Genomic DNA, 13,719 nt, shown 5'->3' with positions numbered 1-13,719 from the left:
TTTCCGTTTCGGGAGAGACGACAATGCCCTCCTCTTTTACTGACGTCAGGTTATTCGATGAAACGTGTTTCTCAACTGACCGCGCTGGCCCTGATCTGCGGCCTCGCCTCTTTTTCCTCTCAGGCTGCTGATATGGCCAACGCGATGACGCTGTCTCAGCTTCAGGCGCAGCACGGCGCGGCAATCGACACCCGCCCCAGCGCCTTCTATAACGGCTGGCCGCAGACCCTCAGCGGTCCTTCCGGGCACGAACCCGCTGCGCTCAACCTGGCAGCCGCCTGGCTTAGCGCCATGAGCGACGAGCAGATTGCACTTTGGGCAAAACAGCATCAGCTTACCCCTGCGACGTCCATCGCGCTGTATGGCGACGAGAACGATAACCAGGCGGTGAAAGCCCGTCTGGAGAAAGCTGGTTACCGCCACGTTTCGCTGCTCAGCGATGCTCTGCGGACGACCGACCGCCTTCAGCGCCTGCCCCACTTTGAACAGCTCGTCTACCCGCAGTGGATCCACCGGCTTCAGCAGGGCAAACCGGTGACCTCCGCGCCGGCGGGCGAATGGAAAGTCATAGAAGCGGCCTGGGGCGCGCCGAAGTTTTACCTGCTTAACCACATTCCCGGCGCGGGCTACATTGACACCAACGAGGTGGAAAGCGAGCCGCTGTGGAACAAAGTCTCCGACGACAGGCTGAAAGCAATGCTGGCAAAGCACGGGATCCGTAACGATACCACCGTTATTCTGTACGGGCGCGACGTTTACGCCGCCGCGCGCGTGGCGCAGATCATGCTCTACGCGGGCGTGAAGGATGTGCGCCTTCTCGATGGCGGCTGGAAGGCGTGGTCAGATGCCGGTCTGCCGGTTGAGCGCGGTACGCCCGGCAAAGTGGCTCCTGCCCCTGATTTTGGCGCGCCGATCCCCGGCCAGCCGCAGCTGATGGTGGATATGGAACAGGCGCGCGGCATGCTGCACCGTCAGGATGCCTCCCTGGTCAGCATTCGTTCATGGCCGGAGTTTATCGGCGAAACCAGCGGCTACAGCTACATCAAGTCAAAAGGTGAAATTGCCGGCGCCCGCTGGGGCCATGCGGGCAGCGATGCCACCCACATGGAGGATTTCCATAACCCGGATGGCACCATGCGCAGCGCTGACGACATCGCCGCCCAGTGGAAGCGCTGGAATATTCTGCCGGAACAGCAGGTCGCGTTTTACTGCGGCACCGGCTGGCGGGCGTCCGAAACCTTTATGTACGCCCGGGCGATGGGCTGGAAAAATATCGCCGTCTATGACGGCGGCTGGTACGAATGGAGCAGCCACCCGCAGAACCCGGTCACCGCCGGAGAGCGCGGACCAGAGAGTGCTCTCTAACGGGTGAGTGACTTCAGCGTCACGTAGCCGCTCCAGATGCGCGTTGTGGTGGTCAACCAGCACAGCGCGCCGAATATCCACGCGAACAGCGTAAACTGTGCCGGAAACAGGCAGCACAGCACGAACAGCGCGATGGTCTCCGTCCCTTCCGTTAACCCGCCGATATAGTAAAACGACTTATGCGCATAGCCGGGGTTGTCGATATCGTGCTTCGCCGCCAGCGCGGCAAAGGCGAGAAAACTGCTGCCGGTGCCGATAAATGCAAACAACAGCCAGGCCGCCGCCAGCGCATTCTCTGCGGGTGCAGCCAGCGCAAAGCCAAACGGCACAAGCGCATAGAACAGAAAATCGAGGGCGATATCGAGAAACCCTCCCGCATCCGTCAGCCCTCTCCGACGCGCCAGCGCGCCGTCCAGACCATCCAGCAGGCGGTTCAGGACGATGGCGGCCAGCGCCGCCGGATACCAGCCGAGGGCCAGAAACGGCAGCGCCAGCAGGCCGATGGCAAACCCGGCAAGCGTTAATCCGTCGGGCGTAACGCCCGGCTTATCCAGCACGGATACCAGACGGTCCAGAGCGGGCTTTACCCGCGGGTGCAGGTGACGGTCAAGCATCAGGCTTCCCTTTAAACGTGGCGCACAGCCCCTGTGCCGGTATATCCAGCGCGGCATTAAACCGGGCCGAGAGATTCTGAAAGGCAATGAGCGCCGTCATTTCAGTGATGGCATCATCCGTAAAGTGGCGTTTCATCGCCGTTTTGATTGCTTCATCCACCCTGGGCGGCGTGGCGGTCACCGCCTCCGCATAGGCCAGCGCCGCGCGTTCCTGTTCACTGAACACGTCAGAATCAGCCCAGCCGCTTACGGCCTGGACTTTATCCAGCGCGCCGCAGCGCTCGGCCAGACGCAGGCTGTTGGCGTCAATGCAGAACGCACAGTGGCACAGCTGCGATACGCGCGTCATAAGCAGCGAGCGCAGCACTGGCGTCAGGCGCGCTTTTCTGCGCTCCAGAAACCCCACAAACAAAGCGACCAGCCAGAACAGACGCGGCATGCGTCCCCACCAGCGCGTGGGGTTCAGCACGGCGCCGAAGTGTTTTTGCTGCATGGCGGCAATGGGTTTTACGCTCGCCGGAAGGGTTGGGATGGGCTCTACCCAGGTGGACGTCTCTTTCACCTGATTCTCCTGATGGCTGGACTCTTTGAAAGGGCACGATAATATGGCGTTTTTCGCTATCAAGTATTGACGACCATGCTAAAAACAGTCGATGTCGTTGCGGCCATCATCGAAAAAGACGACAAAATTTTACTGGCGCAGCGCCCTGCTCACGCCGACCAGCCGGGAATGTGGGAGTTCGCTGGCGGCAAAGTGGAGGCCGGAGAAACCCAGCCTGAGGCGCTTATCCGCGAGCTGCGTGAAGAGCTGGGTATCGAGGCTCAGCCTGAGCAGTACGTGGCGAGCCATCAGCGCGAGGTATCACAGCGGTTAATCAACCTGCACGCCTGGCACGTACCCCGCTTCAGCGGAGAGTTAACGGCGCACTACCACAGCGCGCTGGCGTGGTGTACGCCGGAAGAGGCTTTCAGTTATGAGTTAGCTCCGGCGGATATTCCGCTGCTGGAGGCGTTTATTCTTTTACGCGACGCCAGACCAGCGGATTCGTGCTGATGGTACGTTCATCGCGCTGGCACTGCAGCAGCACGCCATCCGCCTTCACGACGGCCCCTTCAGAATAGTTTTGATCCTGGTAGATGCAGCACTGGTTACACGGCTGCGCGCGCTGGCCGCTGGAGCTAAACACCTCCGGCGGCACGTTCACTTCTACATCCGGGCGAATGCGGTCAGCCTGAGCGCCTGCGGTCAACATCAATGATAACGCGGCCATCACGTAACGGTTCATAGACTTCTCTTCCTGTTGTGTCCTGATAATGACTATAACGGTAAATCGGGCAGAATCTTTAATTTAGCGCGCCATCGCTTTTTGTTATGACGCGGCCCGGGTCATTAATTTCCCTTTCGGTCCACATTTCTGCTTGCTTCACAAAGCGGTACGGGTGGTATAGTCAAAAAAACAACACAAATCGCATAAGCAACATACATTAATTACTATAAGAGGTTCTTATATCTATGGATCAGACACGCTCTCTGGAAAGTTTCCTTGCCTATGTTCAGCAGCGCGACCCGCACCAAAGCGAATTTGCTCAGGCCGTTCGTGAAGTAATGACTACCCTCTGGCCGTTCCTTGAAGAAAACCCGCGCTATCGTCAACTGTCGCTGCTGGAACGTCTGGTTGAACCAGAGCGTGTGATCCAGTTCCGCGTGACCTGGGTGGATGACCGCAACCAGGTACAGGTCAACCGTGCCTGGCGCGTGCAGTTTAACTCCGCCATCGGCCCGTTTAAGGGCGGCATGCGCTTCCACCCTTCCGTGAACCTGTCGATTCTGAAATTCCTTGGCTTTGAACAGACGTTTAAAAACGCCCTCACCACCCTGCCAATGGGCGGCGGTAAAGGCGGGAGCGATTTCGACCCGAAAGGCAAAAGCGAAGGTGAAGTCATGCGTTTCTGCCAGGCGCTGATGACCGAGCTCTACCGCCACCTCGGCCCGGATACCGACGTGCCTGCCGGTGATATCGGCGTGGGCGGACGTGAAGTGGGCTTTATGGCCGGGATGATGAAAAAACTCTCCAACAACAGCGCCTGCGTCTTTACCGGCAAAGGGTTATCGTTTGGCGGCAGCCTGATCCGCCCGGAGGCGACCGGCTACGGCCTGGTTTACTTCACCGAGGCAATGCTCAAGCGTCACGGCTTAGGTTTCGAGGGGATGCGCGTGGCGGTCTCCGGCTCCGGTAACGTGGCGCAGTACGCTATCGAAAAAGCGATGCAGTTTGGTGCCCGCGTGGTGACGGCCTCCGACTCTAAAGGCACGGTAGTGGACGAAGCGGGCTTTACGGCGGAGAAACTGGCGCGCCTGTGCGAAATCAAAGCCAGCCGCGATGGCCGACTTGCCGATTATGCCGCGGAGTTTGGCCTGACGTATCTGGAAGGCAAACAGCCGTGGGGCGTACCGGTGGATATCGCCCTGCCGTGCGCCACGCAAAACGAACTGGACGCGGACGCCGCGCGCACGCTGATTAGCAACGGTGTGAAGGCGGTGGCCGAAGGGGCGAATATGCCGACCACTATCGAGGCAACGGATCTGTTCCTGGAGGCGGGCGTGCTGTTTGCGCCAGGCAAGGCGGCGAACGCGGGCGGCGTGGCAACCTCCGGCCTGGAGATGGCGCAAAACGCGGCGCGGCTCGGCTGGAAGGCGGAGAAAGTGGATGCCCGTTTGCACCACATCATGCTGGATATTCACCATGCCTGCGTCGAGTACGGCGGCGAGGCATCGCAAACCAACTACGTGCGCGGGGCGAATATCGCCGGGTTCGTGAAGGTGGCGGATGCGATGATTGGGCAGGGTGTGATTTAAGGTTTATATCGTGCGGCCGGGTGCCCTCTCCCACAGGGAGAGGGAGAAAACCGGGTGTATCAGGCCGCGCTCTTTTTCTTTTTGAACGGTTTCTTCGCGCCACCACCGGGTGCAACCATCCCTCTGAACCGCTTCACCGGCGTGCTGCGCGCCTGATCGATCAGCTGGTAAAGCGTCCCCACCAGCGGCTGCATAAAGTCCTGATAGCGGCACTGCTTTTCGCTGATTTGCGTCAGTACGGATTCCCAGTGCGCGGTCATGTCCGGCCTTGCGGCCAGCTCCGGCAGGGAGTGTATGAGCGCCCGGCCCGGTTCCGTTGAGTGGATGTAGCGCCCCTTTTTCTCAAGAAAACCGCGCTTAAAGAGCAGCTCGATGATCCCCGCGCGGGTTGCTTCCGTACCCAGTCCATCGGTGGCGCGCAGGATCTTCTTCAGATCTTTATCCTGCACAAAGCGGGCGATCCCGGTCATGGCCGACAGCAGCGTCGCATCGGTGAAGTGGCGCGGCGGCTGGGTCTGACGTTCAACCACTTCGCCCTTCTCGCACAGCAGTTCGTCATCTTTAGCGACCACCGGCAGCGGCGTGCCGTCGTTCTCCTCATCGCGCTCTTTATTGCCGAGGAGCGTGCGCCAGCCCGCTTCCGCGAGGAAACGCGCTTTAGCGATAAACTTGCCTTTGGCAATTTCCAGCTCGATGACGCACTTGCGGAACACCGCGTCCGGGCAGAACTGCATCAGGTACTGACGGGCGATCAGGTTATAGACCTTCGCTTCGTTATCGGTCAGGTTGACCTTGCTGGCGCGCGCCGTCGGGATAATCGCGTGGTGGGCATCGACCTTTTTGTCGTCCCAGCAGCGGTTATGGGTGTCCGGGTTAACGACGGACTGCGGGAGCAGATCCGGCGCGTGGACGCCGATAGCATTCATCACCGAATGGCGTCCGGCAAAGTGCTCTTCCGGCAGGTAGCGGCTGTCCGAACGTGGATAGGTGATCAGCTTGTGGGTTTCGTAGAGTTTCTGGCAGATATCCAGCACGTTCTGCGCGCTGAGGCCAAAGCGCTTCGCGGCCTCAATCTGCAGAGCAGAAAGGGAGAACGGCAGCGGCGCGGGTTCTGATTCCCGTTTATCGTTATAGCTGGTAACGATGGCCGGCTGGCCGGTAATACGGTTAACCACATGCTCCGCCAGCGGACGATGCAGCAAACGCCCCTCTTCATCCTGGTACGACTCGCAGGCGTCGCTCGGTTGCCAGACGGCGGTAAAGCGCTCGTCTTTAGGCGTGACGATATGCGCTTTCACTTCAAAGAAATCTTTGGCGACAAAGTTCTCGATCTCTTCGTCGCGACGCACCACCAGCCCCAGCACCGGCGTCTGCACGCGGCCCACGGAGAGTACGCCCTGATAGCCCGCGTTACGCCCGAGGATGGTGTAGGCGCGGGTCATGTTGATGCCGTACAGCCAGTCCGCTCGGGCGCGCGCTAAAGCAGAGACGCACAGCGGAATAAACTCGCTATTGGAACGCAGGCGCGAGATCGCCCGCTCAACGGCCTGCGGGTTGAGGTCGTTGATCAGGCAGCGCTGCACCTGCTGGCGCTTTTCCGGCGCCAGCTCAAGATAGTCCAGCACTTCGTCCACCAGCAGCTGCCCTTCTCTGTCCGGGTCACCTGCGTGGACCACCTCCGTTGCCTCATGCAGGAAGCGCTTGATGACGTTGAGCTGTTTGGTGACGGACGGACGAGGCTGAAGACGCCACTTTTCCGGCACGATGGGCAGATCGTTGAGGTTCCAGCGGGCGTAGCGGCTGTCGTAGACGTCCGGCTGCGCCTGTTCAAGCAGGTGGCCGATACACCAGGTGACCACCTGCCCGTTACCGCATTCGATAAAGCCGTCGCCTTTGCGATGCGGTTTAGGCAACACGTCGGCGATGGCACGGGCCAGGCTCGGCTTTTCGGCAATAAACAACCGCATCGAATTAACGGATCTCAATCATCGGTCGGCCGCCGCGGGCGGTCACCAGTTCGCCGATCGCCGTCAGGGTGATGCCAAACTCGGCGGCGGTTGCCTGAACCTCGGCTTCGGATTCCGGCGTGACGGCCAGCAGCAGGCCGCCGGAGGTTTGCGGATCGCATAGCAGGTTGCGCCACGCCTCAGGCATTTCGCCCATCAGGTGACCGTAGCTGGCGAAGTTGCGCTGGGTACCGCCCGGAACCGCGCCCTGGGCAATGTACTCTTCCACGCCAGGCAGCTTCGGCACGTCCTGATACCAGACCTGCGCCTGCACGCCCGCCCCCTGACAGACTTCAGAGAGGTGCCCCAGCAGGCCAAAACCGGTGACGTCGGTCATCGCCTTTACGCCGTTGATATTGGCGAACGCCGCGCCGGCGAGGTTCATCTGGCACATGACCTCCGTCGCCAGCCCTTTGTGCTCCGGTTTGAGCAGGGATTTTTTCTCAGCGGTGGTGAGCACGCCAATGCCCAGCGGCTTGGTGAGGAACAGCTTGCAGCCCGCCTGCGCGGTGCTGTTGCGCTTCACGCGCTCGGTCGGCACCACGCCGGTAACGGCCAGGCCGAAGATCGGCTCTGGCGCATCAATCGAGTGGCCCCCAGCCAGGGCAATCCCCGCCTGCTGGCAGGCGAAACGCCCGCCATCAATCACCTCGCGGGCGATTTCCGGTGGAATGGTGTTGATCGGCCAGCCCAGAATGGCGATGGCCATGATCGGCTTACCGCCCATGGCGAAGATATCGCTGATGGCGTTGGTGGCCGCGATGCGCCCGAAGTCGAACGGGTTATCAACAATCGGCATAAAGAAGTCAGTGGTGCTGATAATGCTGGTGCCGTTACCTAAGTCATAAACCGCCGCATCGTCACGCGTTTCGTTGCCGACAAGCAGGTTCGGGTCGACAAACTTCGCCTGTTCACTGTGCAGAATAGTCTCCAGCACTTTCGGGGAAATTTTACAACCGCAACCGGCTCCGTGGCTGTACTGCGTTAAACGAATGGTTTGCTCGCTCATGGACGTCTCCTGTCATCTCAATCGCGCTATGGTAGCGCTCATTCCATAAAGAGGTAAGTATGACTGTCTGAATTCTGCGGCGGATGCTCAGAATCCAGACAGTTTAGCGCGTGTAATTAAAAACGGCTGACGAAAAGCGTGGTGTCCGGCACGCTAATGGTGCTGGAGGCTTTAAGCTGCGGGGTGCCGAGGTAAAGGAAACCGACAATTTTGTCGTGCTCACCGCAGGAGAATCCTGCCCGCACTGCGGCGCTCTCGGTCAGCGGCCCGGTGCGCCAGATACCGTTATAACCCTGCGCAACGGCGGCCATCTGCATCGCCATCACCGCACAGCCGGCAGACATTTCCTGCTCCCAGACCGGCACCTTATGGTCGGCCTGGCATTTCGCCACGACAGCGATAATCATCGGGGCGCGGAACGGCGCGTTACGCGCCTTGTCGATACCTTTCTCATCCTGCCCGGCGGCAACTGCCCCCTGCTCCAGCAGCTGGCTGAAGCGATCGCGGCCTTCGCCTTCAATCACAAAGAAGTGCCACGGCTGCAGCGTGCCATGATCCGGCGCACGCATGCCGGCACGCAGAATGTTTTCCAGCTGCTCGCCCGCTGGGGCGGGTTCGGCCAGACGTGACGCGCTACGACGGTTAACAAGCAGTTCGAGTGCATCCATTGGTTAACTCCTTTCTTGAAATTTACTCACAAAATTAACACGACGGCAGATTTTGTTACAGCCTGGCAGGCGATTCCTGCTGACAAGTGGCAGTTGGGTCATTACGATAACCCAACATTACCGTCCAGTGGCGACGGAAACAGTCATTTTCTGGTTAGGGAGAATACATGCGAACCCTTTGGCGAATCTTTGCCGGTTTCTTTAAATGGACGTGGCGACTGCTCAACTTCGTCCGCAACCTGGTGATGAACATCTTCTTCATCCTGCTGGTTCTGGTTTGCGCGGGCATCTGGATGCATATCAGCAACGCGAATCAGGCGCAGCATTCGACACGTGGGGCCCTGTTACTCGATATCACCGGCGTGATCGTTGATAAACCGTCCACCAGCAACCGTCTGGGGGTGATCGGCCGCCAGCTGTTTGGCGCGACGTCAGACCGCCTGCAGGAGAACTCCCTGTTCGATATCGTCGATACTATCCGTCAGGCCAAAGACGACCGAAACATCACCGGGATCGTGCTGGATCTGAAAGATTTTGCCGGCGGCGACCAGCCTTCTATGCAGTACATCGGTAAAGCGCTGCGCGAGTTCCGCGACAGCGGCAAGCCGGTGATTGCCGTGGGCGACAGCTACAGCCAGGGGCAATATTATCTGGCAAGCTTCGCCAATAAGATCTGGCTTTCGCCGCAGGGTACGGTCGATCTGCACGGTTTTGCCACCAACGGCCTGTACTACAAATCGCTGCTCGACAAGCTGAAGGTCACCACCCACGTCTTCCGCGTCGGTACCTATAAATCTGCCGTGGAGCCGTTTATCCGCGACGATATGTCCCCTGCCGCCCGTGAAGCGGACAGCCGCTGGATTGGCGAGCTGTGGCAGAACTATCTGGGTACCGTTGCCGCTAACCGTCAAATTACCGCTGAGCAGGTGTTCCCTGGCGCTCGCGGCGTGCTGGATGGACTGCGCAAGGTCGACGGTGATACCGCGAAATATGCGCTCGACAACAAGCTGGTTGACGCGCTGGGCACCAGTGCAGATATCGAAAAAGCCCTGACCAAACAGTTTGGCTGGAGCAAAGAGGACAAAAACTACAGCGCCATCAGCATGTATGACTATGCTGCGAAAAAGCCGGACGACAGCGGCGACAGCGTAGCCGTGGTGTTTGCTAACGGCGCTATCATGGACGGTCAGGAAACACCGGGGAACGTCGGCGGTGATACTACCGCGTCGCAAATTCGTGATGCACGCCTTGACCCGAAAGTGAAAGCGATTGTCCTGCGGGTGAACAGCCCTGGCGGCAGCGTTAGCGCTTCCGAAGTGATCCGCGCCGAGCTGGCCGCAGCGCGTGCCGCTGGCAAGCCGATCGTCGTATCCATGGGCGGCATGGCCGCGTCTGGTGGGTACTGGATCTCCACGCCTGCCAACTATATTGTGGCGAACCCAAGCACGCTGACCGGCTCGATTGGCATCTTCGGGGTGATTAACACCGTGGAAAACAGCCTGGATTATCTGGGCGTGCATACCGATGGCGTTTCCACGTCGCCGCTGGCGGATGTGTCGATGACCAAATCTCTGCCGCCGGAAGTTTCAGAGATGATGCAGCTGAGCATTGAGAACGGCTATAAACGCTTTATCACGCTGGTTGCCGACTCGCGTAAAAAGACGCCGGAACAGATCGACCAGATTGCTCAGGGCCACGTCTGGACCGGACAGGATGCGAAGAGTAACGGTCTGGTCGACAGCCTGGGCGACTTCGACGACGCGGTGAAGAAAGCCGCCGAACTGGCGAAGCTCAAGCAGTGGCACGTTGAGTATTATCAGGACGAACCGTCGTTCTTCGATATGGTGATGGACAGCATGTCCGTCTCCGTACGCGCCATGCTGCCGGAGGCGCTGCAGGCGTACCTGCCGGCCCCGGTGACCACGGCTGCGAAAGCGATGAAGGCGGAAAGCGATAAGCTCGCGGCCTTTAACGATCCACAAAGTCGTTACGCGTTTTGCCTGACCTGCGCGAACGTCCGTTAAAAACCGTCCCCTCTTCCCGTGAAGAGGGGATTTTTTTCTTTTGAAGAACAAGAACTCACTACCATGCAGAAGAAATCGATTTATGTAGCCTACACTGGCGGTACCATCGGTATGCAGCGCTCTGAAAATGGCTATATCCCCGTCTCCGGCCATCTGCAGCGTCAGCTTGCGCTGATGCCTGAATTCCACCGTCCGGAAATGCCTGACTTCACCATCCACGAATACGAGCCGCTGATGGACTCCTCCGACATGACGCCGGAAGACTGGCAGCACATCGCGGATGACATTAAAGCCCATTACGACCAGTACGACGGCTTCGTGATCCTGCACGGCACCGACACCATGGCGTTCACCGCTTCGGCGCTCTCCTTCATGCTGGAGAACCTGAGCAAGCCGGTGATCGTCACCGGGTCGCAAATACCGCTGGCGGAGCTGCGCTCGGACGGGCAGATCAACCTGCTGAACTCCCTGTACGTGGCGGCGAATTACCCGATCAACGAAGTGTCGCTGTTCTTTAACAATCGCCTGTATCGCGGCAACCGCACCACCAAAGCCCATGCCGACGGTTTTGACGCCTTTGCCTCCCCTAACCTGCAGCCGCTGCTGGAAGCGGGTATTCATATCCGTCGTCTGGGAACGCCTCCGGCACCGAACACCGCCGGCGAGCTGATTGTGCATCCGATTACCCCGCAGCCGATTGGCGTGGTCACCATTTATCCGGGCATCTCCGCGGACGTGGTGCGCAACTTCCTGCGCCAGCCGGTGAAAGCGCTGATACTCCGTTCCTATGGCGTCGGCAACGCTCCGCAGAACGGCGAATTTCTGAAGGAGCTTCAGGAAGCCAGCGAGCGCGGAATTGTGGTGGTAAACCTGACCCAGTGCATGTCTGGCAAGGTCAATATGGGCGGCTATGCCACCGGCAACGCGCTGGCGCACGCGGGGGTGATCAGCGGCTTCGATATGACCGTTGAGGCGACGCTGACTAAACTTCATTATTTACTGAGTCAGGATCTGGACATTCAGTCCATTCGCCGCGCAATGATGCAAAACCTGCGTGGCGAGCTGACCCCGGACGAATAAGGAGCTCTCATGAAGCAACGCGCCCTACTACTGGTCGATTTGCAAAATGATTTCTGCGCGGGCGGCGCGCTGGCCGTCGCCGAAGGTGACAGCACCGTTGACGTGGCAAATACCCTGATTGACTGGTGCAAAGCCCGCGGTGAAGCGGTTGTCGCCAGCCAGGACTGGCACCCGGCGAACCACGGCAGCTTTGCCAGCCAGCACAACGTTGAGCCTTTCACCCAGGGTGAACTCGACGGTCTGGCGCAAACCTTCTGGCCGGATCACTGCGTGCAGCAGACCGAAGGAGCGGAGCTGCACCCGCTCCTGAATCAGAAGGCCATCGACGCGGTGTTCCATAAAGGTGAAAACCCGGCTATCGACAGCTACAGCGCGTTTTTCGATAACGGGCATCGCCAGAAGACGGCGCTGGATGCGTGGTTCCGTCACCATGAAATCACGGAGCTGATCGTACTGGGTCTGGCGACGGATTACTGCGTGAAGTTTACCGTGCTGGACGCGCTCCAGCTGGGTTATACCGTTAGCGTCATCACCGACGGCTGTCGTGGTGTGAACATCCAACCACAGGACAGCGCCCAGGCGTTTATGGATATGGCCGCCGAAGGTGCCACGCTGTATACGCTGGCAGACTGGCAGGAAACGCAGGCGTAGCCTTTTAAGCCGGGTGGCGCTGATGCTTACCCGGCAAAACCCCTCCCCAATCCCCATAAAGTGAACTCCCTCGCATCCTCAGCGAAGCGGCAATGCTATTCTCTTCAGACTGTTTTTTCGCCACGCCTTTTCTGTGGCGTGGTTATTTTCATTAAGTCAAAGAGGAACTTGTATGAAACGTTTGCCCCTGCTGGCAGCATTACCCTTGCTTTGCGCGTCGCTTGCTTCCGCCGCACCTCTGATGTCCGTGGGCTACTTTAACGGGGGTGGCGACGTCACCGCCGGACCGGGTGGCGATATCAATAAACTGGACGTTCGTCAGATCACCCATCTGAACTACTCGTTTGGGCTTGTTTATAACAACGAGAAAGACGAGACCAACCCCGCGCTGAAAGATCCGGCGAAGCTGCATCAAATCTGGCTTTCGCCAAAAGTGGCGTCCGATCTGGCCCTTATCCCGACCCTGCGTAAACAAAACCCGAACCTGAAAGTCCTGCTCTCCGTTGGCGGCTGGGGAGCGCGCGGTTTCTCTGGCGCAGCGGCAACCAAAGAAAGTCGCGCGGTGTTTATCCGCTCCGCGAAGGAAATTGTTGAGAAATACGGTCTGGACGGGATCGATCTCGACTGGGAATATCCAGTCAACGGCGCGTGGGGGCTGGTTGCAAGCCAGCCCGCCGACAGGGATAACTTCACCGCCCTGCTGAAAGAGATGCGCGACGCGTTCGGGCAGAAAAAGCTGGTGACCATTGCGGTGGGCGCGAATGCGGAAAGTCCGAAAAGCTGGGTGGATGTCAAAGCCATCGCCCCGCTCCTCGACTACATCAACCTGATGACCTACGACATGGCGTACGGGACACAGTACTTCAACGCGAACCTGTATGACTCCAGCGCCTGGCCAACGGTGGCTGCCGCCGACAAATACAGCGTCGATTTTGTAGTGAACAACTATCTGGCCGCCGGACTTAAGCCGAAGCAGATGAACCTCGGGATCGGTTTTTACGGCCGCGTACCGAAACGTGCGGTTGAACCGGGCATTGACTGGAGCAAGCCGGACGCGCAAAAAAATCCGGTCACACAGCCCTACTTTGGACCGCAGGAGATCGCCCTGTTTAAGTCGCTCGGCTATGACCTGACTAAAGATACCTACGTGAAGTACAACGATATCGTGAAGAAGCTGCTGAACGATCCGCAGAAGCGTTTTACCGAGCACTGGGACGACCAGGCGAAGGTACCGTGGCTCTCGGTAAAGGGTGCCGATGGCAACGCGCTGTTTGCGATTTCGTATGAGAATCCGCGTTCTGTCGAGATCAAGGCGGACTACATCAAAGAGAAAGGCCTCGCCGGGGCGATGTTCTGGGAGTACGGAGCGGACGACAATAATCTGTTAGCGAAACAGCTGGCGGAGTCGCTCGGGATCCCGCATAAGTAGTAAGACACCAGGCCCT

The 13,719-nt window shown here is 59.0% G+C and carries 13 protein-coding genes; 7 read left to right on the top strand and 6 right to left on the bottom strand.

The window, feature by feature from the left end; all coding sequences use genetic code 11:
* The first annotated feature begins 57 nt into the window (after positions 1 to 57).
* A complete protein-coding gene (locus IM303_RS01915; protein ID WP_193359533.1) occupies positions 58 to 1,365 on the top strand; it encodes a sulfurtransferase in 1,308 nt (435 codons plus the stop codon).
* On the opposite strand, the gene IM303_RS01910 is transcribed toward IM303_RS01915, so the two are convergent.
* Positions 1,362 to 1,979: a CDP-alcohol phosphatidyltransferase family protein gene (locus tag IM303_RS01910; protein ID WP_045261600.1), complete on the bottom strand. Its 618-nt coding sequence runs from the start codon at positions 1,977 to 1,979 to the stop codon at positions 1,362 to 1,364. The genes IM303_RS01915 and IM303_RS01910 overlap by 4 nt on opposite strands.
* Positions 1,972 to 2,541, bottom strand: a complete 570-nt coding sequence (locus tag IM303_RS01905; RefSeq protein ID WP_045261601.1) for a carboxymuconolactone decarboxylase family protein — start codon at positions 2,539 to 2,541, stop codon at positions 1,972 to 1,974. The genes IM303_RS01910 and IM303_RS01905 overlap by 8 nt, the downstream gene beginning before the upstream one ends.
* Before the next feature lie 75 nt (positions 2,542 to 2,616).
* Here IM303_RS01905 and IM303_RS01900 point away from each other — a divergent pair, with 75 nt between their 5' ends.
* Positions 2,617 to 3,033 (top strand): pyrimidine (deoxy)nucleoside triphosphate diphosphatase, encoded by a 417-nt coding sequence (locus IM303_RS01900; protein ID WP_045261602.1) that lies wholly within the window; start codon positions 2,617 to 2,619, stop codon positions 3,031 to 3,033.
* On the opposite strand, the gene IM303_RS01895 is transcribed toward IM303_RS01900, so the two are convergent.
* On the bottom strand, positions 2,993 to 3,265 hold the full coding sequence (locus tag IM303_RS01895) for a YnjH family protein (protein ID WP_028012780.1): 273 nt from the start codon (positions 3,263 to 3,265) through the stop codon (positions 2,993 to 2,995). The two genes, IM303_RS01900 and IM303_RS01895, sit on opposite strands and share 41 nt — an antisense overlap.
* 227 nt (positions 3,266 to 3,492) lie before the next feature.
* On the opposite strand from IM303_RS01895, the gene gdhA reads away from it, so the two are divergent.
* Complete coding sequence (gene gdhA / locus IM303_RS01890) at positions 3,493 to 4,836, top strand: NADP-specific glutamate dehydrogenase (RefSeq protein WP_049001719.1); 1,344 nt, start codon at positions 3,493 to 3,495, stop codon at positions 4,834 to 4,836.
* 59 nt (positions 4,837 to 4,895) lie between these two features.
* On the opposite strand, the gene IM303_RS01885 is transcribed toward gdhA, so the two are convergent.
* The 3 genes from IM303_RS01885 to IM303_RS01875 form a co-directional block, all read right to left on the bottom strand.
* Positions 4,896 to 6,803 (bottom strand): DNA topoisomerase III, encoded by a 1,908-nt coding sequence (locus IM303_RS01885; RefSeq protein WP_041910472.1) that lies wholly within the window; start codon positions 6,801 to 6,803, stop codon positions 4,896 to 4,898.
* A 4-nt stretch (positions 6,804 to 6,807) separates the two neighbouring features.
* Complete coding sequence (gene selD, locus IM303_RS01880) at positions 6,808 to 7,851, bottom strand: selenide, water dikinase SelD (protein ID WP_049001717.1); 1,044 nt, start codon at positions 7,849 to 7,851, stop codon at positions 6,808 to 6,810.
* Between the two features lie 116 nt (positions 7,852 to 7,967).
* The gene (locus IM303_RS01875; RefSeq protein ID WP_049001714.1) at positions 7,968 to 8,519 is read right to left on the bottom strand and encodes an NAD(P)H nitroreductase; all 552 of its coding nucleotides are present in this window, start codon (positions 8,517 to 8,519) and stop codon (positions 7,968 to 7,970) included.
* A 167-nt stretch (positions 8,520 to 8,686) separates the two neighbouring features.
* Here IM303_RS01875 and sppA point away from each other — a divergent pair, with 167 nt between their 5' ends.
* The 4 genes from sppA to IM303_RS01855 all read left to right on the top strand — a co-directional run bounded on the left by sppA (position 8,687) and on the right by IM303_RS01855 (position 13,703).
* The gene (sppA, locus tag IM303_RS01870; RefSeq protein ID WP_028012775.1) at positions 8,687 to 10,543 is read left to right on the top strand and encodes a signal peptide peptidase SppA; all 1,857 of its coding nucleotides are present in this window, start codon (positions 8,687 to 8,689) and stop codon (positions 10,541 to 10,543) included.
* 63 nt (positions 10,544 to 10,606) lie between these two features.
* Positions 10,607 to 11,623, top strand: a complete 1,017-nt coding sequence (gene ansA / locus IM303_RS01865; protein WP_028012774.1) for an asparaginase — start codon at positions 10,607 to 10,609, stop codon at positions 11,621 to 11,623.
* Positions 11,624 to 11,632: 9 nt separating this feature from the next.
* Complete coding sequence (gene pncA, locus IM303_RS01860; protein WP_193359532.1) at positions 11,633 to 12,274, top strand: bifunctional nicotinamidase/pyrazinamidase; 642 nt, start codon at positions 11,633 to 11,635, stop codon at positions 12,272 to 12,274.
* Positions 12,275 to 12,446: 172 nt separating this feature from the next.
* Positions 12,447 to 13,703 (top strand): glycoside hydrolase family 18 protein, encoded by a 1,257-nt coding sequence (locus tag IM303_RS01855; protein ID WP_193359531.1) that lies wholly within the window; start codon positions 12,447 to 12,449, stop codon positions 13,701 to 13,703.
* The last annotated feature ends 16 nt before the right edge of the window (positions 13,704 to 13,719 follow it).

The organism is Enterobacter cloacae complex sp. P38RS (assembly GCF_014930775.1).
In the GTDB taxonomy this organism is placed as follows: Bacteria; Pseudomonadota; Gammaproteobacteria; order Enterobacterales; family Enterobacteriaceae; genus Enterobacter; species Enterobacter bugandensis.
This window is presented reverse-complemented; position numbering and strand designations above follow the sequence as displayed.

Coding starts and splice junctions, on each gene's coding strand:
- selD (WP_049001717.1), bottom strand. CDS start 7,851: ATGAGCGAGCAAACCATTCGTTTAACGCAGTACAGCCACGGAGCCGGT.
- ansA (WP_028012774.1), top strand. CDS start 10,607: ATGCAGAAGAAATCGATTTATGTAGCCTACACTGGCGGTACCATCGGT.
- IM303_RS01885 (WP_041910472.1), bottom strand. CDS start 6,803: ATGCGGTTGTTTATTGCCGAAAAGCCGAGCCTGGCCCGTGCCATCGCC.
- IM303_RS01895 (WP_028012780.1), bottom strand. CDS start 3,265: ATGAACCGTTACGTGATGGCCGCGTTATCATTGATGTTGACCGCAGGC.
- pncA (WP_193359532.1), top strand. CDS start 11,633: ATGAAGCAACGCGCCCTACTACTGGTCGATTTGCAAAATGATTTCTGC.
- IM303_RS01910 (WP_045261600.1), bottom strand. CDS start 1,979: ATGCTTGACCGTCACCTGCACCCGCGGGTAAAGCCCGCTCTGGACCGT.
- sppA (WP_028012775.1), top strand. CDS start 8,687: ATGCGAACCCTTTGGCGAATCTTTGCCGGTTTCTTTAAATGGACGTGG.
- gdhA (WP_049001719.1), top strand. CDS start 3,493: ATGGATCAGACACGCTCTCTGGAAAGTTTCCTTGCCTATGTTCAGCAG.
- IM303_RS01915 (WP_193359533.1), top strand. CDS start 58: ATGAAACGTGTTTCTCAACTGACCGCGCTGGCCCTGATCTGCGGCCTC.
- IM303_RS01855 (WP_193359531.1), top strand. CDS start 12,447: ATGAAACGTTTGCCCCTGCTGGCAGCATTACCCTTGCTTTGCGCGTCG.
- IM303_RS01900 (WP_045261602.1), top strand. CDS start 2,617: ATGCTAAAAACAGTCGATGTCGTTGCGGCCATCATCGAAAAAGACGAC.
- IM303_RS01875 (WP_049001714.1), bottom strand. CDS start 8,519: ATGGATGCACTCGAACTGCTTGTTAACCGTCGTAGCGCGTCACGTCTG.